The organism is Metabacillus rhizosphaerae, from assembly GCF_037201795.1.
In the GTDB taxonomy this organism is placed as follows: domain Bacteria; phylum Bacillota; class Bacilli; order Bacillales; family Bacillaceae; genus Metabacillus; species Metabacillus rhizosphaerae.
In genome coordinates this window covers 1,980,096-2,005,443 of sequence record NZ_CP147403.1, presented here as the reverse complement: position 1 = coordinate 2,005,443, position 25,348 = coordinate 1,980,096, and the positions used below count along the sequence as shown (strand labels likewise).

33 protein-coding genes and 1 tRNA gene are annotated in these 25,348 nt (G+C 35.9%); 5 read left to right on the top strand and 29 right to left on the bottom strand.

Annotated elements, in window-relative coordinates:
- The first annotated feature begins 242 nt into the window (after positions 1-242).
- A tRNA-Ala gene (locus WCV66_RS09700) sits at positions 243-315 on the top strand.
- Positions 316-423: 108 nt separating this feature from the next.
- Here the strand turns inward: WCV66_RS09700 and WCV66_RS09695 are convergent.
- The 3 genes from WCV66_RS09695 to WCV66_RS09685 form a co-directional block, all read right to left on the bottom strand.
- On the bottom strand, positions 424-843 hold the full coding sequence (locus WCV66_RS09695; RefSeq protein ID WP_338788835.1) for a hypothetical protein: 420 nt from the start codon (positions 841-843) through the stop codon (positions 424-426).
- A gap of 126 nt (positions 844-969) precedes the next feature.
- Complete coding sequence (locus WCV66_RS09690) at positions 970-1,509, bottom strand: replication-relaxation family protein (RefSeq protein WP_338789427.1); 540 nt, start codon at positions 1,507-1,509, stop codon at positions 970-972.
- The gene (locus WCV66_RS09685; RefSeq protein WP_338788834.1) at positions 1,496-2,776 is read right to left on the bottom strand and encodes an FtsK/SpoIIIE domain-containing protein; all 1,281 of its coding nucleotides are present in this window, start codon (positions 2,774-2,776) and stop codon (positions 1,496-1,498) included. Before WCV66_RS09685 ends, WCV66_RS09690 begins: the two co-directional genes overlap by 14 nt.
- A 289-nt stretch (positions 2,777-3,065) precedes the next feature.
- On the opposite strand from WCV66_RS09685, the gene WCV66_RS09680 reads away from it, so the two are divergent.
- The 3 genes from WCV66_RS09680 to WCV66_RS09670 all read left to right on the top strand — a co-directional run bounded on the left by WCV66_RS09680 (position 3,066) and on the right by WCV66_RS09670 (position 3,693).
- Positions 3,066-3,269, top strand: coding sequence for a helix-turn-helix transcriptional regulator (locus WCV66_RS09680; RefSeq protein WP_338788833.1), 204 nt, complete (start codon positions 3,066-3,068; stop codon positions 3,267-3,269).
- Positions 3,262-3,462, top strand: coding sequence for a hypothetical protein (locus WCV66_RS09675; RefSeq protein ID WP_338788832.1), 201 nt, complete (start codon positions 3,262-3,264; stop codon positions 3,460-3,462). The genes WCV66_RS09680 and WCV66_RS09675 overlap by 8 nt, the downstream gene beginning before the upstream one ends.
- Positions 3,463-3,549: 87 nt before the next feature.
- Positions 3,550-3,693 (top strand): hypothetical protein, encoded by a 144-nt coding sequence (locus WCV66_RS09670; protein ID WP_338788830.1) that lies wholly within the window; start codon positions 3,550-3,552, stop codon positions 3,691-3,693.
- 47 nt (positions 3,694-3,740) lie between these two features.
- Here the strand turns inward: WCV66_RS09670 and WCV66_RS09665 are convergent, their stop codons facing one another.
- From WCV66_RS09665 to WCV66_RS09625, 9 genes are all read right to left on the bottom strand, one after another.
- Positions 3,741-4,595, bottom strand: coding sequence for a peptidoglycan-binding protein (locus WCV66_RS09665; protein WP_338788829.1), 855 nt, complete (start codon positions 4,593-4,595; stop codon positions 3,741-3,743).
- A complete protein-coding gene (locus WCV66_RS09660; protein ID WP_338788828.1) occupies positions 4,595-4,849 on the bottom strand; it encodes a hypothetical protein in 255 nt (84 codons plus the stop codon). The genes WCV66_RS09665 and WCV66_RS09660 overlap by 1 nt, the downstream gene beginning before the upstream one ends.
- Before the next feature lie 2 nt (positions 4,850-4,851).
- Positions 4,852-5,136, bottom strand: a complete 285-nt coding sequence (locus tag WCV66_RS09655; protein WP_338788827.1) for a hypothetical protein — start codon at positions 5,134-5,136, stop codon at positions 4,852-4,854.
- A 69-nt stretch (positions 5,137-5,205) separates the two neighbouring features.
- Complete coding sequence (locus WCV66_RS09650; RefSeq protein ID WP_338788826.1) at positions 5,206-5,445, bottom strand: hypothetical protein; 240 nt, start codon at positions 5,443-5,445, stop codon at positions 5,206-5,208.
- A 96-nt stretch (positions 5,446-5,541) separates the two neighbouring features.
- Positions 5,542-5,679 carry a hypothetical protein gene (locus tag WCV66_RS09645; RefSeq protein WP_338788825.1) on the bottom strand — a complete coding sequence of 46 codons (138 nt, stop codon included), beginning with the start codon at positions 5,677-5,679 and terminating at the stop codon, positions 5,542-5,544.
- A 33-nt stretch (positions 5,680-5,712) separates the two neighbouring features.
- Positions 5,713-5,892, bottom strand: coding sequence for a hypothetical protein (locus WCV66_RS09640; RefSeq protein WP_338788824.1), 180 nt, complete (start codon positions 5,890-5,892; stop codon positions 5,713-5,715).
- Positions 5,892-7,907 (bottom strand): phage tail spike protein, encoded by a 2,016-nt coding sequence (locus WCV66_RS09635; protein WP_338788823.1) that lies wholly within the window; start codon positions 7,905-7,907, stop codon positions 5,892-5,894. The genes WCV66_RS09640 and WCV66_RS09635 overlap by 1 nt, the downstream gene beginning before the upstream one ends.
- A gap of 81 nt (positions 7,908-7,988) precedes the next feature.
- Positions 7,989-8,165, bottom strand: a complete 177-nt coding sequence (locus WCV66_RS09630) for a hypothetical protein (protein WP_338788821.1) — start codon at positions 8,163-8,165, stop codon at positions 7,989-7,991.
- 112 nt (positions 8,166-8,277) lie between these two features.
- Complete coding sequence (locus WCV66_RS09625) at positions 8,278-9,540, bottom strand: cellulase family glycosylhydrolase (protein ID WP_338788820.1); 1,263 nt, start codon at positions 9,538-9,540, stop codon at positions 8,278-8,280.
- Between the two features lie 193 nt (positions 9,541-9,733).
- On the opposite strand from WCV66_RS09625, the gene WCV66_RS09620 reads away from it, so the two are divergent.
- Positions 9,734-10,966, top strand: coding sequence for a hypothetical protein (locus tag WCV66_RS09620; RefSeq protein ID WP_338788818.1), 1,233 nt, complete (start codon positions 9,734-9,736; stop codon positions 10,964-10,966).
- Between the two features lie 3 nt (positions 10,967-10,969).
- On the opposite strand, the gene WCV66_RS09615 is transcribed toward WCV66_RS09620, so the two are convergent.
- The 17 genes from WCV66_RS09615 to terS all read right to left on the bottom strand — a co-directional run bounded on the left by WCV66_RS09615 (position 10,970) and on the right by terS (position 25,335).
- Positions 10,970-12,886 carry a hypothetical protein gene (locus WCV66_RS09615; protein WP_338788817.1) on the bottom strand — a complete coding sequence of 639 codons (1,917 nt, stop codon included), beginning with the start codon at positions 12,884-12,886 and terminating at the stop codon, positions 10,970-10,972.
- An 11-nt stretch (positions 12,887-12,897) separates the two neighbouring features.
- The gene (locus WCV66_RS09610; RefSeq protein WP_338788816.1) at positions 12,898-13,716 is read right to left on the bottom strand and encodes a phage tail domain-containing protein; all 819 of its coding nucleotides are present in this window, start codon (positions 13,714-13,716) and stop codon (positions 12,898-12,900) included.
- Position 13,717: 1 nt separating this feature from the next.
- On the bottom strand, positions 13,718-15,532 hold the full coding sequence (locus WCV66_RS09605) for a hypothetical protein (RefSeq protein ID WP_338788815.1): 1,815 nt from the start codon (positions 15,530-15,532) through the stop codon (positions 13,718-13,720).
- 12 nt (positions 15,533-15,544) lie between these two features.
- Positions 15,545-16,165, bottom strand: a complete 621-nt coding sequence (locus tag WCV66_RS09600; RefSeq protein WP_338788814.1) for a Gp15 family bacteriophage protein — start codon at positions 16,163-16,165, stop codon at positions 15,545-15,547.
- Between the two features lies 1 nt (position 16,166).
- Positions 16,167-16,553, bottom strand: a complete 387-nt coding sequence (locus WCV66_RS09595) for a hypothetical protein (RefSeq protein ID WP_338788813.1) — start codon at positions 16,551-16,553, stop codon at positions 16,167-16,169.
- A 53-nt stretch (positions 16,554-16,606) separates the two neighbouring features.
- Complete coding sequence (locus WCV66_RS09590; RefSeq protein ID WP_338788812.1) at positions 16,607-17,041, bottom strand: phage tail tube protein; 435 nt, start codon at positions 17,039-17,041, stop codon at positions 16,607-16,609.
- A 4-nt stretch (positions 17,042-17,045) separates the two neighbouring features.
- A complete protein-coding gene (locus WCV66_RS09585) occupies positions 17,046-17,441 on the bottom strand; it encodes a minor capsid protein (RefSeq protein ID WP_338788811.1) in 396 nt (131 codons plus the stop codon).
- A gap of 8 nt (positions 17,442-17,449) precedes the next feature.
- Entirely contained in the window at positions 17,450-17,815 is a 366-nt protein-coding gene (locus WCV66_RS09580) for a minor capsid protein (protein ID WP_338788810.1), read from the bottom strand.
- On the bottom strand, positions 17,816-18,157 hold the full coding sequence (locus WCV66_RS09575; protein ID WP_338788809.1) for a putative minor capsid protein: 342 nt from the start codon (positions 18,155-18,157) through the stop codon (positions 17,816-17,818).
- Positions 18,147-18,527: a hypothetical protein gene (locus WCV66_RS09570; RefSeq protein ID WP_338788808.1), complete on the bottom strand. Its 381-nt coding sequence runs from the start codon at positions 18,525-18,527 to the stop codon at positions 18,147-18,149. Before WCV66_RS09570 ends, WCV66_RS09575 begins: the two co-directional genes overlap by 11 nt.
- Before the next feature lie 2 nt (positions 18,528-18,529).
- The gene (locus WCV66_RS09565; RefSeq protein WP_338788807.1) at positions 18,530-18,829 is read right to left on the bottom strand and encodes a hypothetical protein; all 300 of its coding nucleotides are present in this window, start codon (positions 18,827-18,829) and stop codon (positions 18,530-18,532) included.
- Positions 18,830-18,846: 17 nt separating this feature from the next.
- Positions 18,847-19,830: a major capsid protein gene (locus WCV66_RS09560; protein ID WP_338788806.1), complete on the bottom strand. Its 984-nt coding sequence runs from the start codon at positions 19,828-19,830 to the stop codon at positions 18,847-18,849.
- A 20-nt stretch (positions 19,831-19,850) separates the two neighbouring features.
- Complete coding sequence (locus WCV66_RS09555) at positions 19,851-20,435, bottom strand: phage scaffolding protein (protein ID WP_338788805.1); 585 nt, start codon at positions 20,433-20,435, stop codon at positions 19,851-19,853.
- 250 nt (positions 20,436-20,685) lie between these two features.
- Complete coding sequence (locus WCV66_RS09550; RefSeq protein ID WP_338788804.1) at positions 20,686-21,789, bottom strand: phage minor capsid protein; 1,104 nt, start codon at positions 21,787-21,789, stop codon at positions 20,686-20,688.
- Between the two features lie 2 nt (positions 21,790-21,791).
- Complete coding sequence (locus WCV66_RS09545) at positions 21,792-23,267, bottom strand: phage portal protein (RefSeq protein WP_338788803.1); 1,476 nt, start codon at positions 23,265-23,267, stop codon at positions 21,792-21,794.
- An 11-nt stretch (positions 23,268-23,278) separates the two neighbouring features.
- Positions 23,279-24,550, bottom strand: coding sequence for a PBSX family phage terminase large subunit (locus WCV66_RS09540; protein ID WP_338788802.1), 1,272 nt, complete (start codon positions 24,548-24,550; stop codon positions 23,279-23,281).
- Positions 24,547-25,335, bottom strand: a complete 789-nt coding sequence (gene terS, locus WCV66_RS09535; RefSeq protein WP_338788801.1) for a phage terminase small subunit — start codon at positions 25,333-25,335, stop codon at positions 24,547-24,549. Before terS ends, WCV66_RS09540 begins: the two co-directional genes overlap by 4 nt.
- Positions 25,336-25,348: the final 13 nt, after the last annotated feature.

The window sequence follows — 25,348 nt, the reverse complement described above, 5'->3', positions numbered from 1 at the left end:
ATTATTTCCTTTTTAATTATATTATACCTGGTGTTTATTAACCTAATGAAATATTTTATTGGTGAGTTTATTTTTGATGTTTTTGTCTACGGATAAGAGTAAATGTTTAAGGTAGTTGTAATTGGATGGAGCGTTGATTGATGGAGGTTGCTAGATTCTATACTAGATTTTATGTTAGGAACCTTGTATTCTATTGTAAATATAGTATAATATTTTTAGTTCTCAAATTAGATTTTTATCGTGGGGCATTAGCTCAGCTGGGAGAGCGCTACGCTGGCAGCGTAGAGGCCACCGGTTCGAACCCGGTATGCTCCATCTCTTTGAACCCTTGTATATCAAGGGTTTTTCTTATGTCTACATTTAACATTAAATGCCTGTTTTCTCCCTTTGTTGGCAAAGTGTTGGCAAACTCTATTTTTCTACTTAAATCGCCCCTCCAACTTCTTTTAATACATTTAAAAGCAACGGCATTATTTGTATTAGTACATACCCTAATCCAGCATTCATTATTCCACTCCAGGCTCTATCTGATTTACCAAACATGAAGAAGAAACAAGCACCTATAATAATCACCGAAGATATAGGGAAACTTAATGCAACCATTAGATCAACAAGTGGATCAAGAGCATGAGCAAGCATATTTAAGGATTTTTCACTTAACCATTCAGTTGCACTAGCTGGAACAGCTTCTGGTGTAATAGTTTGTGCTGAAGCAAATGCGGGAATTAACGTTAGTGGTAAAGTGGAAGTTGCTGCAATTTTCATTTGTTTGATACTTATCTTTTTCTTCTCCTTATATGACCCAGACATAAACTCACTGATTGACATTGTTTGTGTTCTCATGTTGATCATCCTCTCTTTGTACCTTTGCGTTTTTTAGTAGCTTTTCTCTTCTTATGCTTCTTCAACCCATAATCAAGCGCTATCAGACTGACTTTAATCGCTGCTTTCTTCCACATAATAAACCCCCTATTTAATGTCACCCCATAGATAAACTTGAATATTTAACCCTTCACATAATGATTGAATCTTAACCTTTCTAAAATGTGTAGTTGTTACCCAGATCAACATGAAGTTTGGATTGTATTCAAATAGTTGTTTATAGCGATTAATTTTAGATTCATTCTGTTTCATAGATTGCTTATGATCCACTTCAATAAAATAATCGTGTGTATTGTCTATCTTAAACATTGCATCTACAACAATAGAAATCTTAGTTTGTGGGATCTTAATCTTGATCTCATTTTTCCATGAAAATGGTTTTCCAAGAAAAATATATAAGTCATTTCTCATTAAAAAGTGGTCAACTGTAGGTGTTTTCTTTCGTATCTTGGTTGCACCAACCCTTTCCCGACCTTTTTTATTCAAATAATAAACCTTCTTCTTTTCGTTAATGAATGAGGACATATATTCATCCATTCCAAAAAGCACCTTTTGAGCATTTCTTACTTGGCCTAGATCATGCATTTTTTGAATTTGCTCTCTTGTTAAGTAGTCACATTTCTTCATACTCAAAAGTATTGCTTCCTCCCTCTTTGCTTTGTCTAGGTTCAACTTTCTCACTCTCCTTTTCCTTTCTAGGACGAATAACAATGTGAGGTGTAATCTGTTTTTGGATCTCCTTGTTGCTTATATAAGGCGTTTGAACAACCTGAGATTTAACATTTTTATAAATCCCTCTTCCAGGTATCAATGGAAGTTCTTCTGCTCCCGTCTGTCCTAATGCAGTATTAGAAGCTGTTGCATCATCTAGCACAAAACATAAACGTGAAGGGATATTTCTCTTAGTCTGCTGTGGAATGGATTGACTGGAAGGGTACTGAGTTGCGTAAATGAGGTAATATCCTGCACCTCTTCCCCTTCTTGCTATATCTGTAACAACGTTCATACAATCTTGATCCCCTGCAATGTCTGCAGCTTCATCAATGATAATGAAATGACGTTCTTTCCTTCCTGATTCTTTTATATCTTCATAACCTTGATCAACTATATTTTTGTAATTATCATTCATTTCTGTTTGGATACTTTCCAATATTTCTTTAGCTTCTGATGGTTCTCGAGTGAAATGCTTAGTTTGCTTCAAGTTTTCGAATCGCTGAAATGCAGATCCACCCTTTAAATCAATCAGATGTAAATTAACATTATCTAGTTGCTGAAGCACTAAAGAGGTAACGATAAGCTTCAGAATGGCACTTTTACCGTATCCAGTAGCACCAGCAATGATTAAGTGTTTATGTTCGTCAAAATCATGCCTAACAATGCCTTGACTAGTCTCACCAATAGAAACGGACCATGTACCTTTCTTTAAGTAATGCTCATTCCATTCATAGCTATCTTGCATACTTTCGTTATAAACCTTAATCCTCAGCATTCCATCAAAGGATAATTCAACTTCTTTTCTCTTAATCTTTTTGCTTGTAAGTATCTTTTTTATTTGCTTAAGAATTGTTATATCAAATTTAACCTTTAAAAGCTCTGAAATATTAAACTCTAAAGTCTTATGTCTAATGTTCAACCCATCCTCTAATATGTGCTTATCGGATTCAATCTTCTTCCTATCAAACCCTAAAGGTATCTGGTACACATATTCAACACCACCTTTAAATTTAGCTTTTCTTTGAAGTCGGATAGTTTCACCGTTTTTTCCATTCCATCCTGAGTTAGCAAAAATCTTTTGGATTTTATCTGCATCATTTGAAGGTGATCCACTTGTTTTTAAGTAAGCATAACCAGCAACACCACCCATGATAATTGTTGATCCAATTTCAAACAGCATCACGCCACCTCCATTTTTGGATATTACGTAGTAATAGTTTCACCGAAAACGAATTTTGAAATGATAGTCTATCCCTTAATATCACAAGGTTTCCTCGATTCTCTTTCGTGTTCGTAGCACGAACAGTTAAACGCCATGCCTCAACGAACTATATAACGTCTTTGTCTCTGTATTGTTCAGCGCCCATGATAATGTATATGACCGCGTACCTTATTTTCTTGCACGTCCCATAATAAAAAAATTTAAAGGACAATCACTTTTTTTATAGAAATATAAATTGGGTGATAATATGAAAATAGAATGCAAATTAAGGGATTTTCTTAATGAAAATGGTATTAAACAGAAGTTCATTGCTGAAAAAGCTGAAATTTCACAGGGAACTTTAAGTTTAATTATCAGAGGGGAGTCATTGCCTACTTTACCAGTAGCTTATAAAATCGCAGGAGTAGTAAATAAACCTATTGAAGAAATTTGGGTGAGAGTAGATGAGTGATCGATACAATATCATGCATGTTTATTGGAATGGTCCATATAAAATGATCAAAGTAATGGACTGGAGAGACGGTAGGATGATCGGATTCACGATTGATGAGATTGATAAAGATAATTTAGATCCTGAATTGAGGGAGTATATACGTTCGATTAAAGATGATATTGAGAGTGGGAAGTATAACTATAAGATATAATTACAAATAATTTACATTTTCATAATATTAAATTTAACCTTCTGTGATCTAATTGTCTTAGGACAAAATAATCATTGGAGGTTTAAAATGAACGACGAATGGATAAAACTTATCGCATATCTAGAAGCTGAGGGTGTCACTCCTATAGAAGCTAATAAAATGATTCGAGGGTATCAAATAATTATGAGTGTGATGGAATCAATGGAAAAGATGGATTCTGCAAATGAATAAACTCGACTAATTGATTTAAGCCCCTCCAAAAGGAAGGGCTCTTTTATTTAAAACATTTTAGAAAATGTATTTCTGCCTACAATACCGTCAGAGGATAAGCTGTTATCATCCTGGAAAACTTCAACTGCAGACTCACATCCATCTCCAAAAATGCCATCAAATCCTTTAGGGTTGTAACCTAAGCAATAAAGCATCCCTTGAATAATACGCGTAATATTCCCCTTCGCACCTTTTTTAACAGTACGAATAGCTGATTTAGTCCTAGGACCCCATTTACCATCTACAACTAATTGAGCATCAAACTGTTTGTTTAATTCCGTTTGCAATGCCTTTAGTGTAGCTGCTTTTGTTTTCGGGCCATATAAGCCATCAACTTTAATACCTGCCTTATAATTAGTGTTTAACCAGGACTGGAATACACTGATTTTATTCTCGTTCTTAGGTGCATGAACAATAACGGATTTAACTTCTGTTTTTGGCGCTCCTACAGTTTTTGATTCACTAAAGGTATCTGTACCATATCCTTTGAAGTTGAATTGTAAATGAGGCTTATCAATGAATCTTCTCCAATCTCCTCCCCATTCAAAACCTAACGACTTAGCATATGCAATAGCCTTTTTGATAGCAGATGAACCATAACCACCCCATAGGCATTTACCGTTACTATCTACAGGAACAAAGTCTAATGCTTGTCCTACACGATGATAGGAATTCATGGTTTGTGAAGCCCCACTATTCACGTATTCTCTTTGTTTTTCTTCAGTTCTCATTGTTTCATAGATCAAGATGTTAATATTATTCTTTACACAATAGTCATACCATTTAAGTGCGGCAACCTTTGTTTTGTTAGCTAATTTTGAAAGGTTTGAACGGTTTCTAGAATCATAATATAAGTTTGTCATTATTTTTCCTCTCCTTTTTCAATTGCATATTTAATGGCAGCAACAGAACCAATTCCATACAGGGCATATTTTAATCCTTGTAAAAGAACTTCTGATGAAAAAGAGCCACTTTCAAATGATGTGAAAGCGACTCCGAGTAGGATTGCAATAGAAGGAATGTATTTGTTTGATAATCCAGTAGCTTGACGAATTGCATACAAAATAACAGCAATCCCTACGTATGCAGTAAATTCAATTGTAAATAGTGCTTCCATTTTTACATTTCCCCTTTGTTTTCAATTTTATCAATACGCCTATGTGCTTGTTTGCTCGATTCTTCTACACGAATAACTCGATCAGATAATGAACTCCAACGTTGTTCGCTTGCTCTTAAATCAATCCTAATTGAATCGACCGATTGACTAATACTATCAAGCTTTGTCTCTATAACTGCAGACTTTGTAGCATCGTTTTTAACATCTTTATCTCGGTTTCGACTAAATGTAACAAGGCCAATTAAAAAGCTTCCTATTGCAATTAAAACGGTAATTTCAACTGTCAACTACCTCACCCTTTCAAGACAAAATAAAAAGATCCTGGCTTTTAAACCAAGATCCTTTTATATAAGTATTTAGTTTCTCAAATTGATTTCTTCCATAATCGCAACTTTAATGTGTATTTTACATTCCGCTGACATTGGATATCGCTTACGTAAAATCGTATCTCTTTGAAGAAAACCACCATCATACTGAACAATTTCATTAAAATCTCTATCGAATGCTGAATCATATCCTTCGACATTAACAAGATAAACTCCGTTTTCTCTTTCTTGAATATCTACTACCCTAGCAAAACCCTTTTTTGAAGTCATAAAAATTCCCCTTTAAAAGTTATATTTGAAGTAAAACCTTTTCAATAAAACTTGTCAAGGTGATACACTCAAAAATTGGAAATTCAGACTAAAAATCTATTTATTAGGGTTCTCGATTATTAATGTATTTCCGATCATTTCGTTCCTTTGAGGTACTTCTTTCCATTCAGTTGCGGTTATCGTAAGAGGATAGACTATCAAAAGCAATAAAACTACTAAGAGTAACTTCTTCATAACTATCCTCCTTTAAATGATGTTTTTGTATTTTTATTGTTCTTGGGGCACTGGAACGACTAGTTTTATATCAATTTTGGAAAATATCGTGTTACCGATCAGCACCGTATGAACTTCATTACTGTTCAGCTGTTCATTTAGTAAAATAGGATCATACACTTCAACTTCAATTTTTAAATCTTGCCCACTATGTGTTACTACGTTTAAGGTCATTAGAAAGTTCCTCCAATTCTTGATTGAATAAATAAACGGGAAATTATATTTGCATTTACACGTCCTAATTGATTAGGTGTAATGGTTACTTCATGCCATTGTCCGCGATTAATACGACCACCTGAATCTTTAGATAGATATGGGATTAAATCAATATCAGAGCCATTTGTTGATGTTACAGGGACTGTATTCCCATCCACTTTAATTACAACAGCACTTGGAGTTTCAGTTAACTTGAATATACCATGTTCGATATCATGTGTATGGTTGGGTAAAGTAATCGAATGGCTATGGTCTGGTATATCAATGTCATGCGTGTGGTGCGGTATCGTCAAATTATGAGTGTGGTTCGGAATCTCAACAGAATGTGTATGGCTAGGAATATTTGTTGAATGCGTATGACTTGGAATATTTACTGAATGTGAATGATTGGGAACAGCAACACTATGTTGATGTGGATAAATACTATGCGTATGTGAATCCATACCATAAGTACTTTGTGTTTTAGGCCATGCTGTTTCTGCAATCCCAGCTGTCACTTCTTCCTGTAAATTTGTTGTTCCGTTCCAACCACCACCAGAACTAGAAGATTCTGTTGATCCACCGCCACTACTGGAAGTTTGCGTTGATCCTCCACCACTAGAACTAGTTTGTGAAGATCCTCCACCTGAACTTGATGTCTGAGTAGAACCACCACCACTTGATGTTGATTTAACAACAGCACCACCACCACTTGTTGATTCTACAATTGCACCACCACCCTTGGTTGCTTTTGAATAAGCTCTAAACTCTTCGGTTTCATAAGTTAAAGTCATTGCATTTACGTTTACTAGATCATCAGGCAAATAAAAACGGATAACCGCAGGATTGTTTTGATCGCTGTTATCCGAGTAATCATGAGTATCAATATTTGTAGAACCCTGGCTATACGTTTCATTGACCAGCTGCTTCTTCTCTAAATCGGTAATAGTTGTCTCTAACGGTTCTCTTACATTACCAAGGTCAAACTTGATATCTTGTGGAGCTCCGTAAATGTCTGATCTAACAATCTTCACAATACGTAAATCAATATTCGTTTCTGTATCCTTATCCTCGACCCTTAAAATCTTACTAATTCCGTATTTAACAATCTTGTAAGGATCAATTAACTCGTAGTTTATACAATCGACACTAACTGTTGTTATAGGGTCTTTATAACGATTTAACAATGCTTGAGCACTTGCTTTTAACGATTCAGCATCCTCAAAACGTCGATCAGGCCATATTTGTTTTTGTAATCCGTATTCATCAATAGAAGCTTGATCCTGTAAGTAAGGAATTCCACCATTTACTTTTTCAATTCCTAACTGATTAACACCCTCCCCATATCCTAGAGGGTAAATACGGTTAACAATCCCATATGGATCTTCATCTTTTTCAATACCTTTTAAATTCTTACCGAACCTCAAAGTATCAACATATTCATCAGTCGGTGATATAAGGTTTAATGTAAAAGGAAAAGTAGTGTCATCCCAATCCCATAAATACGACTGGTCAAATGTCTTTGGAACACTAACTATTGCATTTAATAAAGATTCTTCATTTTCCCACCCATAATGAAAGTAACGAGTGAAATCCACTGTTCCCAGTTTCCAAAACACTTCTTCTTGCATATCAATTAAAGCTTGTAATACTTGCCTTGTTGTCCAATTCGTGAATTGATGGTAACGAAAAAGGACCTCACTATGTAAGGTCCCTAATACGTGTTCGCATGTATAAGTAATCGATCTATCACTTGTGTTTTTCTTTGTTTTAATTGGTTGAACAATGAACATACCTATCCGTTTGTCGTGATCCCATAATTCGATAAAACGCTTGGGTGTTATATGGTTACGCTTGGGATCGTTTAAAGGTAAGGTAAACTGACAAGTCCAAATGTTATTTTGTTCTAACTCATAGCCGATCTTATAGGCTCTGTTTAGTATCGCAACTCTATTCATGCTTCTGTCATAGACTTGTATATGTTTCTTTTTCAAGTTTTCACCTCACAAAAAGAGCCACCCTTAGGTGACTCGAAAACATATTTTATAACTAAGGAAATTTTATTCGATAGTAAATTAGTACTTTTCTGTAACTAATTCTGACGGAATAGTCAAGATTTGTAATGGATATTCTCCTTTATCAATGTCTTCTTGTAATACAACTAAAAGAAATCCACTCGATAATTCCCCAATAATTTTGTATTCTTTATCTAAATAATAACAACTACGCACTAACTTATATTGATCTGACAATATTACACCGCCTAAATAATTATTTTAAATTAATTTTATCGTTTAATATAAAATGAGTAAATAACTCCTATTAAACAATAAAAATTTTAACTAAGTTTAATTTCAGTTAAAATTAATTATCTAATATTAAATAATTTGGACTACTAGATAATTCAATAGTTGTTTTGTTTTTCAAATACCCCTTTTCTTCTCCTAACACAGAAACTACTCTCCCCTCCACTCTTAAAGGTAAAGTTGTTTTCTGCTTGTTTCTCGAAGTCCAAAATACAATCACTTTATCTTCATTTTCATTAATGAATTCTAGCATGTAATCATCAGGGTCCCCGATGTTAATTCTCTCATTTAACTTATATCCAGATAATATATATGTGAGGGTATTTATGGCCATATATCCTTTTTTAGGTTTGATTACGTTGTGTTCTCTTAACCCAAAGTTGTGTTCTCCGTTATTAGAATCAATGCCATCATTTTTCCAATCGTACCAAATGCTTATAGGGACATCATACAACAAATTAACAAAGAACATTCTAACGAGATAGTCAGCTTGTTCTTTTTCAGTTAATTCTAATCCATTCCACCCCTTAGCAGTTGAATATCCCCATTCACCTGATATTATTGCAATTTCTTTGTTTGTGTATTTGTCTATTAACTCTCTTAAAGATTGATAGTCTTTTCCTACCGTTTCAGGATTGCTAACTCGATAAGGATGCACAGATACAGCATCAATGTAATCTAATATTCCTTCCTTGAATATCTCCTCTAGCCATTTTAAAGATTCTTCATTCAATCCAGATAATGCTGGTGCAACAACAACTCCACTAGGATCATTTTCCTTAATTACTTTTGAAACCTTTTTAACTAAAGATGAATACTCATTGAAATTTGGTTTCGGTTCCCAAAAACCAATATTAGGTTCATTCCATATTTCCCAAATGATACCTTTATTTTTATATCTTGAGGTTGCTTCTTCTGCATATCTTGCAAATGCTTCCTGCCCTTCTTTAGTTACAATAGATCTGTTTGCTTCATATAGTGTATTGCTGTAGGCTAATATATAATAAGGTCGAATCCCCTCCTTAATTAAGGCATTGGTTAATTGATCATATTTTGTAAAGTCATATTTTCCTCGTTCTTTTTCAACGTTATCCCAAAAAAGATCTTTCCTTACAATTTTAAATCCAGCATCTTCTATAAGGTCTACATCAATTGGATCTCCATTAAAATGTACATTCACACCAAAACCATCAGGAATTTTGTCAGGAAAACTGTTATTGTTATTGTTTTCTTGGTTCATCCAAAGAATTATGAGAAAACTACTAAATATCGTAATAATTGTTAACCACTTCAAGAACTTCCTTCTATCTTTTCTTAACACGATTTGTATTCCCCCTAAACTTTCAATATCTTCATAATAATATACTGGGGAAGATTCAAAACAGTTTTAACAACTTCATCTAAAATACTACCAGTTTTCTACAAAAATTATATAAATTTAAATTTACCATATACACTTTTTGAAACATATTGTAAAATCATTGGTAAATAATAAAGAAAGTTGGTCATTAAAATTGGAAATTGGTACCAAAAGCATAACTGATCGATATTTTCTAATTTGGGCATTGTTTATCCCTATAACATCGATACTTTTAATCCCTTCTGTACAAGGCTCTTTACCCAGCTATGGTCTAGCGTTTTTATCTTTTGTTCTGGTTCTAGCAATGATTAAAAATAAAAAAAGATATTTTTATGATTTATTTATCATAAGTTTTATATTTTTCCTAGTGACATTAACTTCACAGCTTATTAATACTATGGTTAACTTACCTTCTTTCGAAAATTTAACTTTAGTCGAAGAGGCAAATCCTGCAACCACTATATTAAGATCATCATATTTTACACAATCTCTTTATTTCTTTGTTGGAATACTGACATTTGTATTCATTAAGAACTTCTATAAAGAGGAATGGGTAAAATATATTTTTGTGTCTATAAACATTTTTGCTGTGTATGCTCTATATGAATTTGTGTACTACTTGGTTTTTAATTCCTATGGTGATTTTCTCTCAAATAGATCATTTGGAACACACGACACAATTGCACTAGGTAACCAGTTAATGACGATAAGCTCCGTTACATTTCAAAGAATCAACGGTCTCACACAAGAACCTTCAATGTTTGCTTTTGTAGTTTTGCCGTTCTGGGTTTATGCCTGGTCTCTAAAAAAGAAAAAAACATTCGCTTTATTGACAACTGTCTTACTTTTATCAACATCATCTACAGCTATCATTGGAATTGTTCTCGGTTTATTTTCACTTATAAAACGATCTAATAAACTGTTATTGTTTTTCTTATTAGGATTTATCGCGTTAGCAACTTTATTATTCTGGAATGAAGTATATATGCTACTTGATCGTATTATTTTGGATAAATTACAACAATCAAATGAATCTGGTCGTTCAAGATCCATGAGTTTTGAAAACCATATGGAATACTACTTTAGCCTGAATTTCCTAAGTGCTTTATTTGGAATAGGATTTGGGTACGTAAGATCCTCGGATTTATTCTCTACATTTCTAGTTAATACTGGTCTTGTAGGATTTGTGTTATTTACAATTTTATATTTAATCCCAATCCTTAAACTTAAGAAATCAAGAGAGAATTTAGGAATAAAATTAGCGTTGATCATTATTTACGTTACCATGATGGTATCTGTACCCGAATATTCTTACTTATCATCATGGTTATTTCTTGGAATTGCATATTATAAACTAAGCCAACAAAAGTTGGCTTTTTGTTTTTAATCATTATCTAAATACAAACGGTATAATGGAAACCGTCCTTTCACTTCCGTATAGATTTGTTACAGTTATCCTTCCGCTAGATAAATAGACATTAAATTTACCACTAGTATTTTGATTTGTATCCGCAACTACCATATCATTTCCCACGAAAACAGGTGCTAAGTTTGTTCCATTAGTGTAAACAATAGCATAAGATTGTGCGCTAGGCGTATTAGCCATTATTACATACATGCCCCGTCTGCTAGGATTTTTAGATGTATCTACACTAATAGATGCAGATCCATTGTTTGGTATGGATTGATTAAAATCCGATGCATACTGTTTGGGATAAAGATTTCCCGCGTTATCCAGTATCATTTTTGAAGTAAAGTTATTTGTTGGATTAGAATCGAGACTGTATCCCCACTGTATTGAGTCATCAGAGTTATATTTATTCTGCCACCTTCTATTTTTATAAGTTGGAGATGTTAAGATTGTATTACTTTCATCTAATGAAACAGTATTCATATCATTTACAGCACACCTTTTAAATTTAACAACTTCATCGATATCAGCATTAACTAAAGGTGTAGTGCTTGAATTTTGAATAATATCATTTTTAGAAGGGTTTGCATTACCTGTTGCCCCTGTCTCGAACAAAACTTGCTCAAATGTTACATTTCTAGTGTATCCACCCACTTCTAAAATTTTGGTTGAATACGATGGTTGGGGGTTTGTTGGGACTATTCGATTTACAGTACCGTCCTCCAAGTGAAAACCATAAACATCTATTAATTTAAACATAGGAACGAAGTTGCTTGTGGTTACTCCTTGAGTCTCGCCAATTGTATTATTTTGAGTACATTGTATACCTTTAATACTAACATTAGAAACTCTGTATAAATCCATGAACGTTGTGTTAAATGAACGTGCTTCCATGTGGCAACCGTGAAAATAAAAATTCGTGTGCAATTGAGATGGATAAACTTTATCACCTTTTATTTTAATGAATGTAGCTCCAACACCTTGTTCCCAATGACAACGGTAGAACGCTAAGTTGTTAGTATTATCATGGTTGTGGGTTAGAACATCTAATATAATCGGGTTTGTTCCTCTGGAAGAAAAGAAACCACAATTGTAAAAAGCGAAATCATACATATGTCCTACTTCAATACATTTATGCCAGTAATAGAACTGAACCCCGTTAAAAATACCTTGTTTCGGTGCAGAATGGGATCCGTCAGCTGCATCAGCCTCACCTAACACGATAGCCTTACCTACATCCGAAGTACCTCTAAACCTAAGATGTTCGATAACTGGTTTTACAGATAGAAATTTAAATAAAGGTTGGTCACTTCCTTGAAACAATCTAGTGCCAGCACTTTTTCCTGCCATATAAAAATCTAATTGATTAATTAAAGATAGATTCGCTATTGCTCCATCAACCACAACAGTGGTATAAATTTTAAAATCACCCTCAGGAATTTCCAGCTTCTTAGGGTAGTAAACATCGCCCACATAGGTACCTCTTAATGCATCATTCACTGCCTCTTGAAATGCTGCTGACCAGTCATCGCCAACAACTATGTGTTCGTAATCCAAAGGGCTAACTATTCCTTTGATTTTTGTTGCAATACCTGCCAATACAGCGTCAGATTCATCTAATCTTCCTTTTAAAGTTGTGAAGGAAGTACCGTCTTCTTTTACCCTTGCTTGTGCCGCCTCGACTGAAGAATCTCCCTCTATTACTACTTGATTAAATTGTACTTGTACACTCTCAGCTTTCGTTTCAGCTGTCTGAGCTGTTTGAACCGCGCTATTTGCTGTAGTAACAGCATTGCTTGAATCGGTTTCAGCTTTATTCGCTTGATCAATTGCGCTATTAAGCTTGTCAGTACCTTTTCTTAAAACCTCATCGTACTTAATATGTTCCGTCGGCATATCCTCACCACCTACATGTATTTATCTCTGAATCTGACTTCAAAGGTAAGATTTAAGCCACTGCCTGTTATGGTGATGCTGTTATCACCGTTTAATAGTTCAATCCAATCTCCTGATAGATAATTTTTGTTGTAATCTGATAAACCGTTTGCTCCATTTTTCAGAGCTGTGTAATTGTCACCATCAATAACCCAATTAACATTGCTGAAAGTTCCCAGGGAAAAAGATTGCCCATTTGCCGAAATGATTACATTTGTTCCTGATCCGTTTATGTTGAAAATAGGACGTAAAGTATCACCATTTACTGTTTCAACAATCGTTTTTGGTGCTGTAATTGAATGAGTTTCCCCACCAATTGTTCCAAATAGATAATCAGATTCGAAGGTGATAACCTCACTACCCCAAGTAATTTCATCGTTAGCAACAATTGAATATTCAAAAGGATCAAACGCTGTTAAAGGCAAAACAAAACGCCCTTTATGAATCAACCTTTCTAAAGGTAACGATCCACTATAACGGGCGTTGTAGTATTTATTTGGTGCATAATCGAATGAAAGTTTAAAAGTCTTAGGGTTTCCGTATCCATCTAGAATAGCTTTTTTAAAACTTCTAATCTCAAATACTATATCGGTGTTAGATTTAACGTTTATAAAATCAAAAGGCAAATTAAATGATTTTGGTCCCATATCAGCACCAAAATCATAAGCACCAGCCATGCCAGGGATACTAACTACATAATCCCTAGTATCAGATAAGGCAGGGTGATCATGATCTAACTTACACCTGAGGTTATATTCAGATATTGGTACGTCATCAAGTTTTATGCTCATCCTATAACCTCCTTCTGCTTTGTGGAATGTTACTATTCATTCGTTTACTAACTTGTTCGGAAATTACTTCACCGTCGAGAATTGATTGAACAATGATCGTTTGCTCACCCGTCCCACCACTAGGAGTTGGCATTTCATCAGCGATTTTCGAACCGATCATACCTAAAACGCTTGGGGAAAGTGGTAAAGCTGCCTCTTGGTAAGTTTTGTTATCACCAACACCGATTAATCTTGGTGAGTTGGCAGGGAATACAGCACCATTTGCATACCAACCATCAAAGCTAACACTTGGAATACTAAAACCGTCACCGTCCATAGGATTCATGTCGAAGCTTCCACTTACACTAAAATGTGGCATTGGGATGTGGATAGAACTGAAACCATCTGCCAAACCTTGCATAATTGATTTTCCTATTGAATATAAGTCAATGCCATCTAAATAATCTTCGACTTTCCCCCATGCATCTTGAATTGCACCCCAGATATTGTCCCAAGCATCTTCAACAGCCTTCCATAATTCAATAGCTTTCGCCTTTACCGAATCCCAATTTCGATATAACAGGACACCGATAGCGATTAAACCAGCTATTAAAGCTACAACCCAAGTGATAGGGTTTGCTAGCATAGCAGCGTTCAATCCCCATTGTGCAACTGTTGCTGCTAGCGTTCCGGTTCTCCATGCCACCAATAACGTATTAATAACACCGATAATCTGTAGAGCTTTCATAATTGCTACGAATGACCCAACAGCAACCGTTAAGCCAATTACTGTTTCTTTAATAACAGGCCAGTTATCAAGTATCAAGCTTGTGAATGATTGCAAACCTGTTAAAACGTCTGCTCCTAATGGCGCTAAATCAGTGACAAGTTGTTGCAGGATACCAACAACATTTCCGATTATCTCCATCAACACTGGACCATTTTCCATTGCGTAATTCACAAAATCTTGAAAGGCTGTCGAACTAGCGATTGAACCTGACCACTCCAAAAATCTTTCTGACAAACTCAAAAAGCCCTCTTCAATTTCAGCACCTATAGGAGAAAAAGAACCTAATAAGTTAAAGAAACCACCTATCACATTCCCTGAAATATGAGCGAAATTATATAAGGATTCTGCAGCGTTTGATTCCAACCATCCAAAAAAATCCTTTAAACCACCTTCTATAACCCCGTTATTCATCTCTTGGAACAATTCATTAATAACTGCTGCAACAGAATCAATCGTTGGTGCTAAACCTGTAAGAATGTTTTTAGCAAGCGCTAATCCTGTACTGAATGTTTCTAGGATGGGCCTTTCAAACTGCTTTGTGAAATCAGTCCAAAACGACTTAAAGCTAGCAAGTTGATCCATAGCATTCTTTTGTTCATCAGAAACGCCCTTCATAGCTTCTCTAAGTTCCTTTTGCGCTGCGATTCTTTCCTTTGCTGTATCTGCATTAGCAAGATTTTCTTCAAGTTTAGCAATCTCTTCCGACTTTTTGAACACTTCACCAATAACAGATGTTGCAACCACACCATATGCTGCTACACCAACACCTGCAGCAGCAAACGAAGCAGCCAAACCACCTGCCAATGTAAGCAAAGGCGCTCCTGCAGCAACTGCACCTGCAAAGGCCAAACCTAAAGATATAGTTTTTGTTGTTGCTAAAACAATTGAAGATATTAATGACGGTGCTAACAGAACAGACGCACTAAGGGATTTTGTTTTTGTTAAATTTTTATCTAAACCAGATAGCTTTGAGCGTATCTTAGCTAAACCTCTGGATATCCCATCATCGTCAATGTTGGCATCAATAACAACACTACCATCTGACATATTTCCACCTCCTTACTTTTTCTTAGAGGTATTTTTAAATGTATGTGAAAGAGCATCAAACGCACTATTCATGCGTTCTTCTGGCTTTCTTTCATCTATGCTATAAAGTTGTTGCATCTTGACAAGGTGGTTTCTGTGTTCTTTACCAATTTGCTTTTCTGATGGAATCTTCATAGTTCGGTATCCAACAACTTTCTTAAATGGGGAATTATCATCTAAATGGAGTAATAAGGCTTCAAACTTACGCCAGTGAAGCATTCCTTTTAGTTCAAACAAATCCATTCTGTAAACAGCAAAAAAGGAAGCATATATCAACGTTGCATCCTTTTGATAATCAAACTTCTTCACTTGTACTTCACCGGATTCGCTTTTTTTATCAAGATCAATTTCAAGAAACTCATTTAACAGGTATTTGAATAACTCAAAGGATTCTTCATGTGATTCAAGATCTAGTTCGTTGTATTCTTCGATAAGCATTTGTAAGGCAAAATAAACCTTTTCATGCTCATACAAATCCCCATCGTCAAACATTTCGAACAGCAACAGAATGTTATCAAACGACATATCAACGTTATATACCTTGCCTTTAAAATCAAAGCAATCGTAAAATTCCGTTGTAAGGGTGAAACTCATGTTACTTCCCTTTTTTCTTTTTGAGATATCTGTTAGCCTTTTCTTGTCTACGTGCTTGAATCATTTCAGCTACTTCATAAATAAAGTCAAACAATTCATCTGTTTGTCTGCCTGATGCTTCATAAAGTTTTTCTCCTGATCCTTCACCAAAGAAAATATCAAGCGTTTTTAATGTTGATTGTTTGATTTCTTCTTCTAATTTCAGTGAATCATCACGTGTGATTGTCTTAGGATCAACTTTTTGAGCTTTATCTAAAGATTCATAGAATCCTATAAGGTGATCACTGTAATTCTTGCGATCATCATCATTTAGACTGATTCTGTAAACTTCCCCAACAACTTCGATTTCTTCATAAGCTTTTTTAAATTCAAATCTTTTCATTGCCATGTTCCTTTTCCCCCTAAAGACAATTTAAAAAAGAGCCATTGAAGGCTCTCTGGTTAAACTCCTGCTGTGTATGTTGGTCTTTTATTGAAGTGAATCTCGAAAGATATTTCACCTTTTGATCCAGCATCTCCACCAGGACCTGAAATATTTGCAATTGTGCAAGTTCCTGAATATTTCCCTCCGTCTGGTTCAGTCCATTCAAAAGGAACCCGTCTGCTCACACCTATAGAAAGCATTTTCCCAAAAATAAAATCTTGCGCTGGATCTCCATAATCTCTATGACCAGTGAACGCAAGAACTGTCTGCGCTCCAATTACATCAGTTTCACCAAAACCATCACCATCTAGGTATTTCGTTTGATCTAATTCTTCATTATTGGAAATAGCAACATTGGTAATCCCTGCGCCTATTGCTTCTAGGGCTGGTGTTGTTCCGGTTGTATCTGTATCAATTTGAAACAAATGCTCATTCATAACATTTTTAGGCATTAAATTACCTCCCTATCTCTAATTCAGCATTAAATAACGCTGTGTAGATGTAATAATTCTGTTCTGTTTTCTCAACAAAGTTTGGTGAGGTTGTACATTCACATTTTGTAAAAGAAAAACTGCCATCAGCACTAGTAATAGCACCGTTTGACAGTCCATCTAACTTCTTAAATATGTCATTAATGATTTTCCTAGTATTAATCACGCTCGGATCCTTAACAAGTATCTGAAACTGAAAGTTGAATGTTTTACCAGAGTTCATGTACCGATTAGCAATGGAAGAAGGTGACTCACGAATGGCGATTGAACTACCATCATTCAGTAAAGGAGAAACCACAGGTAAACCGTTCAGACTCGCATTATCCGTTAGATATTTCGATATTTGTGCAATAATATCCATCTGTTCACCTACTTCCCGTCGAAATGCTTGTTGTAAGTTTCTTGTACAATTTCTTTCCATGCATCTTTATTAAGTGCTTTTGCTGCTTCATACCACAAACCTTGTGCATTAGGATTTACATCATGCGAAAAGTTATATTGGGGATTATAGTAAAGTCTTCTTGCATACTTTGTTTTCCACCTAATTAAGCCTAGACCTAACCTGCTATGAAGAATACCCGATCTCGCTAGATTCAGTTCTTGCATTGGAATAAAGAAATTACTATCTTTTAATATTTGCGAATCTAAATTAAATTGGGCATCTTTATAAGCAGCGTCCTTTTTAGCCTTTAGCTTTCTAGTTTGCATTTTTATATGAGTTTTAAATGAAAGCATCTACTTCAACCCAATCTCATAGTGATGGAGTTTAATAGCTTCTACTGGATTTACCTTTTCAATAAACATGGTCTTTCCATTGTGATTAACCTTGGACTTTTCAGTGAACTCAAATGGAGCACTGGAAGAAGAATTAACAACATCATAAAAGAGCATTGCATCGTATAAAAGATCTTCTGAATTAGTATTCTTTTTGATGTTAGACAATGCTTGCACACGTACATCAGAAAGAGTGACAGGAGGGAGAAAACCACTTTCTGTTGTTATCCCGTCACCCTCTTGAAATTGCTCATATACGACCGTATGGATAAGTAAATGCTTTGGTATAGGTTTAACAATCACTAACGCTCACACCCCTATATAGTAAGCCTGTGGGTCTAAGATAATTGATTGCAAATTGAGACACGACTTGTTGCCCTTCACCAGAGTCTTGATAATTGAAATTACCAATACCAACAGAAGAAGGAGAACCACCATGTACAGATGTTTCTCCTCCTTGCATTGCCATATATTCAGCTTGTGCTGCAGTTGCTTTCTTCACATTGTCCTGAATCAATTGAGCAAAATCTTCGAATGCAACACCATGAAGGACGTAATTTGTCACCATATCGACTAGATCAGAAGCACGAACAGCTAAACGGTCAAATTGCTCCTGTGTAATCGATGTACTTTTAAAGGTATTGGTGTAATATGTGTAATCGATATACGGCATGATTACTCACCTTTTTCTGTTTCTTCTTTTAACTTCTCAATCAATACATCTTTGTTATCATCTGACTTATATTCAACATTTAACTCATCAAGTTTAGCTTTGATTTCATCTTTTGTTAGCTTAGAAATATCTGTTTCGATAGGTGGATTACCTGGCAATTGTTCATCCTCAACAACCTCGTACCCTTTATTCTTAAACCATTCAACTAACCACGGATTATCTGTTTTTGCTTCACCTTTCACAAATGGAAGGGAAGCACTAACCCCCGTATATTGAGGGTTAGGACTTTTAATTGTAGCCATCTACAAAACTCCCTTCATTATTGAACTTTAACGTTACGTAATACGCCTGCTTTACGAGTAGCTTTAAGGGCAACAGCTGCAACCATTTCTACTTCACCTGTTTTAACGGCACCTGGCGCATTAAAATCAGGTAGGAAATTACGGATTACACTGTTTCCAGTAGGAGAAACTCCGTGGAATCCATCTAACCCTAAGCCAACAGCATATAGATCCGTTAGACCTGTTTGTGCAACTGTAGCTACCGTACGATTCTCAATGCCAACAGTCGGAACAGTAGAGGAGCCATCGTAGAAGTACCCAAGGTCAACCAACGGAATACCATCATAGCCAGTTACTGTACGACCAAATCCATCCTCAGAAGAAGTAAGATATCCAGCGCGACGTGCAACAGCTTTAATCTTAGTGATTAATTTGCTATTCCCCATAAGCATTGAAGGACGACCATCTAACTCAGCTAAGAAGTTGTCTAATTCATCAAGGAATGAGAATTTATTGCTATCTAATCCTGATTCAGTTGAAAGATCAATAACATCTTCTGTATTAAACTCTGTGTTAGATCCTGTAAGTGCCTTATCTAATCCATCAAATGCGTTTGTATCAACAGCTGAATCACCGTTAATAACTGTGTAATGGAATAAGTTAGAAGCTCCAAGAATCTTTTGTTGCATTTGGAAGTTCATTTCGTTAATTTGACCTGATGTATCTTGAATAACACGGTCAATATTGAACGTTCCTCCAAAGATTTTAAGGTTAACAAATAGGTTTTCACGGTCTGCTTCGTTTGCTGTGTATTCGTTATTTAGAGCACGAAACCCAGCAGTTGAAGGAGTTTTTAAACGTGTGTAACCATAAGTTAAAGTTGATCCACCTGTACCTGGTGAAACAGCATTATCAAACGTTAACGCATCTAAAAGTAAAGAACTGCGACGAAACTCGTCAATAACAAATTGATCTACGTGGTCTGCCATTCCGACCTTTGCTTGTGCTAATGTAATCGGCATATAAAATCATCTCCTAATTATTATTGTTTTGTAAATCTTTGTGCTAATGCTTCTGCAAGACTAGTAGGTGCATCGCCTGTTTGTTTCTGATGTTGGCCAGTAGTAAATTTCACACTTGATTGTTGCTGCTGTTGTTGCTGTTCAGAATCAAATAAATATGAATCACTTTCTTGAATAGCTTTTAACTGCTCATCTAATCCAAGTAGCTTGTCACCATCAAGTTTGATAGCTTCTTTGTTTAATAGTGCTTCAACAGCCTTCGGATTCTTAGCTTTAGCACCAGTGAGTGCATCTTTAAGAGCAAAATCAAACGATTGTTGATTTAACTTTGCCTGGTAATCATCAGCAACTTTTTTGTTATCTGCTTGTAAATCTTGAATTTGCTTTTGTAAATCCGCATTACCTTGTGCTTTTGTTTCTAAATCTTTAAGCTGAGTATCACGGTCTTTCAATTGACCTTTAAGGTCCTTATTTTCTTTGTTCACCGTGTCGAACTTATCTTTCGGAAACCAATTACCATCTGAAACAATAGCAATCTTGTTGTCTCCTGTTTTCTCCATAACCTGTTTATATAACTCTTCACCTAGCAATTCTTTTAAATCCATCTATATGACACTCCTTATTAGTTTTTTTGGCGTGTAACCCTCCACGCTAAGGAATACGCTTCTTTAGGGTCTAGCCTTTAAAAAGACCAAAATAAAAAGCCTTAACTGAAATAGCTAGGCTCCTTAGGTTTCTTCAATTCTTGAACTTCCCGCGCTAATTGATCCAGATGGTACATCATTTGTTGGAGAAGTTCCTCTTGGTGTTTGACCTTATTCTTTAACTCTTCATATTCTTTTTTAGAGATAAACATCAATACACCTGCTCTCTTGGTCTATTTCTTCTTCTTCCAGTAGCTTCAATGAACTCCCTCATCTCAGCTTGACGATCTCTTACCTTCTGCTTAGCCATCTTAAGCCCAACATCATCACCCATTGCTTGCATCATATGGAGTTCACGCTTAGCTGCTCTAATACGTCTTTCGAGTAACCTTTGCTGTTGGCTTTCCTCGTACTCTTTTCGGTTCTTTTCCTCGTCATATGGCTTATATGTCTTTCTGGAAACACCTTCGATAAATGCGTATTTAACATGCCTACAATTGACTCCAAACAACCCACTAGCTTGTCCATATGTTGTTGAACTAAGCGCAGGATATATAGGATGGGTACCACTTTTCGAAAAGATTCGCCCTTGATACGGAGCACAACCAGGTCTAGCACCCATATGTGAGGATACTTCGAATAGATCAGCTCCAAAATCATCCATACGTGCATCTTGCATATCATTAGCAACATTGTTTACAGTAGATCGCATTACAGCATTTAAATAAGCTTCTGTGGACCATTGCCTACCTGCCTTATCAATTAAAGCAGGAACACCTTTGTTCGCCCATTTAATAGCACTCTCTCTTAGCGCCTCCTGAGGTGTTTGAGTGCCTGCTAATACTTTGCCTACCGTTTGGTTAACAATGTCTAAATAGACTTGCTGAGACTGTTGTAACATGGTCGTATTTATCATGTTGAAAGAATCAAGAGCTTGTTCTTGATAGGTTGCTAAAACATCCTGTAATGCCTGGCTAGCTTCAATACTTGGTGGAGCAAGAAGCAATCCCATTGCAACAGCTGCTTGTAAGTCTTCCTCATCTTCTTCAACCGCGCTATATCCTGCCTGTTCAAGTGCCTTTGCTACTTCATTTACAGCCATACCGGAATGCTTCGCTATAGCAATAATATTCTGTTGTGTTAACTGGCCCATCATTGAAAGCTGTTCAGTTTGCCAAGAAACAATATTATCTTCAGTTAGTAATGATCGATGCTTTCTTAATTGTTTCGCGATATTGATAAGCATCTGTTCTTCGATCGCAAGGAAAACCTCTACAGTTGGCATTACTAGTTGTTGCTGTTTAAGTGGATCCAACCTTATTCACCACCAAAAAGATCAACATTTCCTGCAGTAATTGTTTTTTGTTCTTCTTTGATAACTTTCAACAAATCCTCGGCTTCTTTCTCAGTCAATCCATGAATCTTCATGATCGCTCTCACCTTACTATTCAGACCATTAGTGACTAACTGAATCTGCTTTGCTATCTCAGCGCTCTGATCTTCTGCAATCGAATCATCAAAAGCAACGGTAACTTCGTACTCCGCAGGACGAGAAAAAACACTGAAAGCATCTGCAATTTCAACAATCGCATCAACTAATTCTTGAATGGCTGCTTCAACGTTTGTTTCATGGTCCTGTTTAGTACGGAACGTTTCACTATTCTCTGAAACTACTTCTGTAGCTGTTTTGACACCAACACCATCGAAAGTAAATGTTCCTGCATTAAAGCCGATCTGCATAGCTAAGACATTTAATAGAGCATTGATTGAAGCAACATGTTCATCTACTCTCAACTCAACTGAGATATCATATACCTTTTGACCTTCTAGGCCATCCCCTAAATTCATTGCTTCATACACTTCATCATCAGCATCAAAATAACGGTGAGTAGCTCCTGTTAATGGATCAATAACTGTTTTTAATGCTGAATTCGGAACAATAATACGTTTTTTTCCTAGGATAAACTCCCTTTGGAAGCTATCAAACGCAATATCAAGTGATTTAAGCGTGTCTACAGAGTTAGCAAAGATTGAAATACCTAGTGGTGAGTTGGTATCAAAGTTGTTAGCTATATTCGGTTTGAAATAAACAAAGATCGTTTTCTCAATCTCATGGAAAATGATTTCTTCTTCCAGTCCTGCAAAATGGACATCAAGAGATACCTTAACGCCAATCTCATTATCATCCTTGCTCTCATATAGCTCATTTCGGACGATATAATTGTTATCTTCCCACACATGCCACTCAAGGTGTGTATATCGCTTCTCGCCTTTTCTGAACGTGCTGACGAATACTCCTTCTGTAATCCTAAAGTTATCCCAAGCAAGGGGAATGAAACAATCTGAGGTTGTATATGATACTTTAATTTGGTTGTCCTCATAGTAAGCCTTCATGACCATTCCACCGAGAGCAAAGCCGTATTCTAGGTATCTTCTAAACTCTCGATTGAATTTGTTAGCTTTTAGAACGTCTTTGATTGCTTTCTCAAGTGTTTCATCAGAAATATTAATCTCACATTTTTCGTTAAAAATAAGTGTGGCCATTTTTTGAGAAGCAACCTTTGCCATTCTCATAGATGCTCGTTTGCGTTGCTTCTTACCGTTAACAGTCATGTATGAGGTATCATGCCAATCCTTTAAATAACCTGCATAGATTGCTTTCCACATCTCTATACGATCATACATCTCATCATTAACAGGAATTTCTCGCTTATCTGATAGCTTTTGGATCCCTTTGATCAATCCCATTTTGTACATCACCTGCCTCACCTTGGCGATTAATCCTTTAAACATGTTGTCACCGCCTAAATTACATATCGTTTGTAGAAATAGTTATTTGCATAACGTGCTTCATCGAGAGCATGGTTATAATCATCGATTGGCTTTCCGTTATCCTCTCGACAATACATCCCAACTTCTTTTATAAAGTCGTAATGATCGTATTTATCACATTCAACTAAAAAGAATTGATCATTGGTAATAGCATTCTGGAAACGCTCAATACCAACCTCAATTCCTTTCGAACCGCCTTTTATATCATGCGCATTGTTATCAGCACCTGTAGTTTGTATACCTACGAGGTGTAATTCTTCTCTTAATGATCTACAAGCAGGATCGACAAAGAACTCTGTATAAGGCATCTGAAACTTCTCAGTACACCATTTAACAAAGTCGTTCTTTATTTCTTTCGCATAGGTAGACATTGCCTTTATTTGTCCTGTTTCTTTACCACTGTGATAGTAGTTAGCAACACGATTAAGCCTAAACTTACCTTCATACCTGGTTACAATGTTGCAGCTGACACTTGTCGCATCAGATTGACCACCATCGGCCATAAAAAACATTTCGTATGGTTGTCCAAGCAATGTAGGTATTTGGTGTTTGTCCAGATTTAGCATGGAATAAATAACACCCTCAGGCATTGTGCGCTTACCTTCCCAGTCACGAGCAAATAAATAAGGATTCTTGCTCAATACATCATAAATCTCTTGTTTACGCTCATCTGTAAGAATTGGGTTGTCATGAATGGTCCAATGTTTCCATTTGGTATTCTGAACATCGAACACCTTTTCGATAACTGGATGATTAGGTGCTGGTGGATTTAGATCGGCAAGATGATATCTCATTCTTGCAGCAAAAGTACGTCTAAAACATTCCTGAATCATATCCATGTGAAGTAAATTAATCTCACAGAATATGACACTGCCAAGCGACATACCAGTAATAGCTTTTACACTATCAACCTTACCGCCACCTTTGTAATAAACCTTCTTAATACCACTTGGAGTATGAATCTCTAAATGATCACCAAGCTCATCATGTTTCACTTTGGAAAGATCACCAAATATATGCTTTAATCCGGTACCGTCACCATCAACAAAAAGCCTATATGCCTGTTCTTGGTTATAAGCTGTAATCAAATGATTCTCATCAGGTGTTAACGTCAAATAAAGAGCATACCGAAAGTGTCCGGCAGTTGTTTTCCCACTACGTGGAGTACCTTCATTAACTTCAAGAGTATGGGTAAACGGTGCTGTAATTACTTCACGTTGTTTAGGAGAATAAACTATGTTCATGTCTTATCACCGTTAAATGCATCAATAAGCGATTCAAGTAATCCAGTATCTTTCTTAGATCCTTTAAGAAGCTTCGTACGTTCTTCAATGAACTCTGTTTCTTTCTTGGTTTTCTCGATACCGAACTTAATCTGATCCAATTTAAGCCGCCTTTCGTCTTCCAAATGTGCTAGATCATCAAATTGTTTTATCAAGCTCTGTAATGTAGAAATAGCCCTTGATTGAGCATTCAAGAACGTGGCATGTCGATCCCAAGCAAATTGGAATTCATATTCTTCTTCGGTAACTGATTTTTCAACGCCTCCACCTTCTTCTTTAGGACGAGGGTAATATTCATACTTAGCTTTCTTAAGCTCCTTGATCATCTCATTCTTACCAGAAACAAACATGATGCTCTGAGCACGAATGATAGCAGCATACTGAATCTGTATCTGATCGTAAATTAAATCAGCTGTAGTTCTCTCTTCCATTGCTTCCATGATCTCTAATGTTTCAGCAGGAATGAACTTAGAAAAGAAACCATGCTTTTCAGCTGCCTTGTTCCGTTTTGTAAATTGATTTTGAGGATTAGGATTGCCACTTCTTTTTCTAGTTGCATCCTCTTTCGGTGGGGTTGCAACCTTTTTTATTTTGGTTGCATCCTTTTTCGTAGGATCTCTTGACCATCCTTCACGACTTTTACGGCTCTTTAAAGTACCTAATTTTATATTATATTTTTCAGAAAGTGCAGCAAGAGTAATTTTTGATGTTTCGAACTCTTTTCTTATTTCATCCCATTTCGGCATATCACATTCACCT

Coding starts and splice junctions, on each gene's coding strand:
- WCV66_RS09695 (WP_338788835.1), bottom strand. CDS start 843: ATGAGAACACAAACAATGTCAATCAGTGAGTTTATGTCTGGGTCATAT.
- WCV66_RS09690 (WP_338789427.1), bottom strand. CDS start 1,509: ATGAAGAAATGTGACTACTTAACAAGAGAGCAAATTCAAAAAATGCAT.
- WCV66_RS09685 (WP_338788834.1), bottom strand. CDS start 2,776: ATGCTGTTTGAAATTGGATCAACAATTATCATGGGTGGTGTTGCTGGT.
- WCV66_RS09680 (WP_338788833.1), top strand. CDS start 3,066: ATGAAAATAGAATGCAAATTAAGGGATTTTCTTAATGAAAATGGTATT.
- WCV66_RS09675 (WP_338788832.1), top strand. CDS start 3,262: ATGAGTGATCGATACAATATCATGCATGTTTATTGGAATGGTCCATAT.
- WCV66_RS09670 (WP_338788830.1), top strand. CDS start 3,550: ATGAACGACGAATGGATAAAACTTATCGCATATCTAGAAGCTGAGGGT.
- WCV66_RS09665 (WP_338788829.1), bottom strand. CDS start 4,595: ATGACAAACTTATATTATGATTCTAGAAACCGTTCAAACCTTTCAAAA.
- WCV66_RS09660 (WP_338788828.1), bottom strand. CDS start 4,849: ATGGAAGCACTATTTACAATTGAATTTACTGCATACGTAGGGATTGCT.
- WCV66_RS09650 (WP_338788826.1), bottom strand. CDS start 5,445: ATGACTTCAAAAAAGGGTTTTGCTAGGGTAGTAGATATTCAAGAAAGA.
- WCV66_RS09645 (WP_338788825.1), bottom strand. CDS start 5,679: ATGAAGAAGTTACTCTTAGTAGTTTTATTGCTTTTGATAGTCTATCCT.
- WCV66_RS09640 (WP_338788824.1), bottom strand. CDS start 5,892: ATGACCTTAAACGTAGTAACACATAGTGGGCAAGATTTAAAAATTGAA.
- WCV66_RS09615 (WP_338788817.1), bottom strand. CDS start 12,886: ATGCCGACGGAACATATTAAGTACGATGAGGTTTTAAGAAAAGGTACT.
- WCV66_RS09610 (WP_338788816.1), bottom strand. CDS start 13,716: ATGAGCATAAAACTTGATGACGTACCAATATCTGAATATAACCTCAGG.
- WCV66_RS09605 (WP_338788815.1), bottom strand. CDS start 15,532: ATGTCAGATGGTAGTGTTGTTATTGATGCCAACATTGACGATGATGGG.
- WCV66_RS09600 (WP_338788814.1), bottom strand. CDS start 16,165: ATGAGTTTCACCCTTACAACGGAATTTTACGATTGCTTTGATTTTAAA.
- WCV66_RS09595 (WP_338788813.1), bottom strand. CDS start 16,553: ATGGCAATGAAAAGATTTGAATTTAAAAAAGCTTATGAAGAAATCGAA.
- WCV66_RS09590 (WP_338788812.1), bottom strand. CDS start 17,041: ATGCCTAAAAATGTTATGAATGAGCATTTGTTTCAAATTGATACAGAT.
- WCV66_RS09585 (WP_338788811.1), bottom strand. CDS start 17,441: ATGGATATTATTGCACAAATATCGAAATATCTAACGGATAATGCGAGT.
- WCV66_RS09580 (WP_338788810.1), bottom strand. CDS start 17,815: ATGCTTTCATTTAAAACTCATATAAAAATGCAAACTAGAAAGCTAAAG.
- WCV66_RS09570 (WP_338788808.1), bottom strand. CDS start 18,527: ATGCCGTATATCGATTACACATATTACACCAATACCTTTAAAAGTACA.
- WCV66_RS09565 (WP_338788807.1), bottom strand. CDS start 18,829: ATGGCTACAATTAAAAGTCCTAACCCTCAATATACGGGGGTTAGTGCT.
- WCV66_RS09560 (WP_338788806.1), bottom strand. CDS start 19,830: ATGCCGATTACATTAGCACAAGCAAAGGTCGGAATGGCAGACCACGTA.
- WCV66_RS09555 (WP_338788805.1), bottom strand. CDS start 20,435: ATGGATTTAAAAGAATTGCTAGGTGAAGAGTTATATAAACAGGTTATG.
- WCV66_RS09545 (WP_338788803.1), bottom strand. CDS start 23,267: ATGTTTAAAGGATTAATCGCCAAGGTGAGGCAGGTGATGTACAAAATG.
- WCV66_RS09540 (WP_338788802.1), bottom strand. CDS start 24,550: ATGAACATAGTTTATTCTCCTAAACAACGTGAAGTAATTACAGCACCG.
- terS (WP_338788801.1), bottom strand. CDS start 25,335: ATGCCGAAATGGGATGAAATAAGAAAAGAGTTCGAAACATCAAAAATT.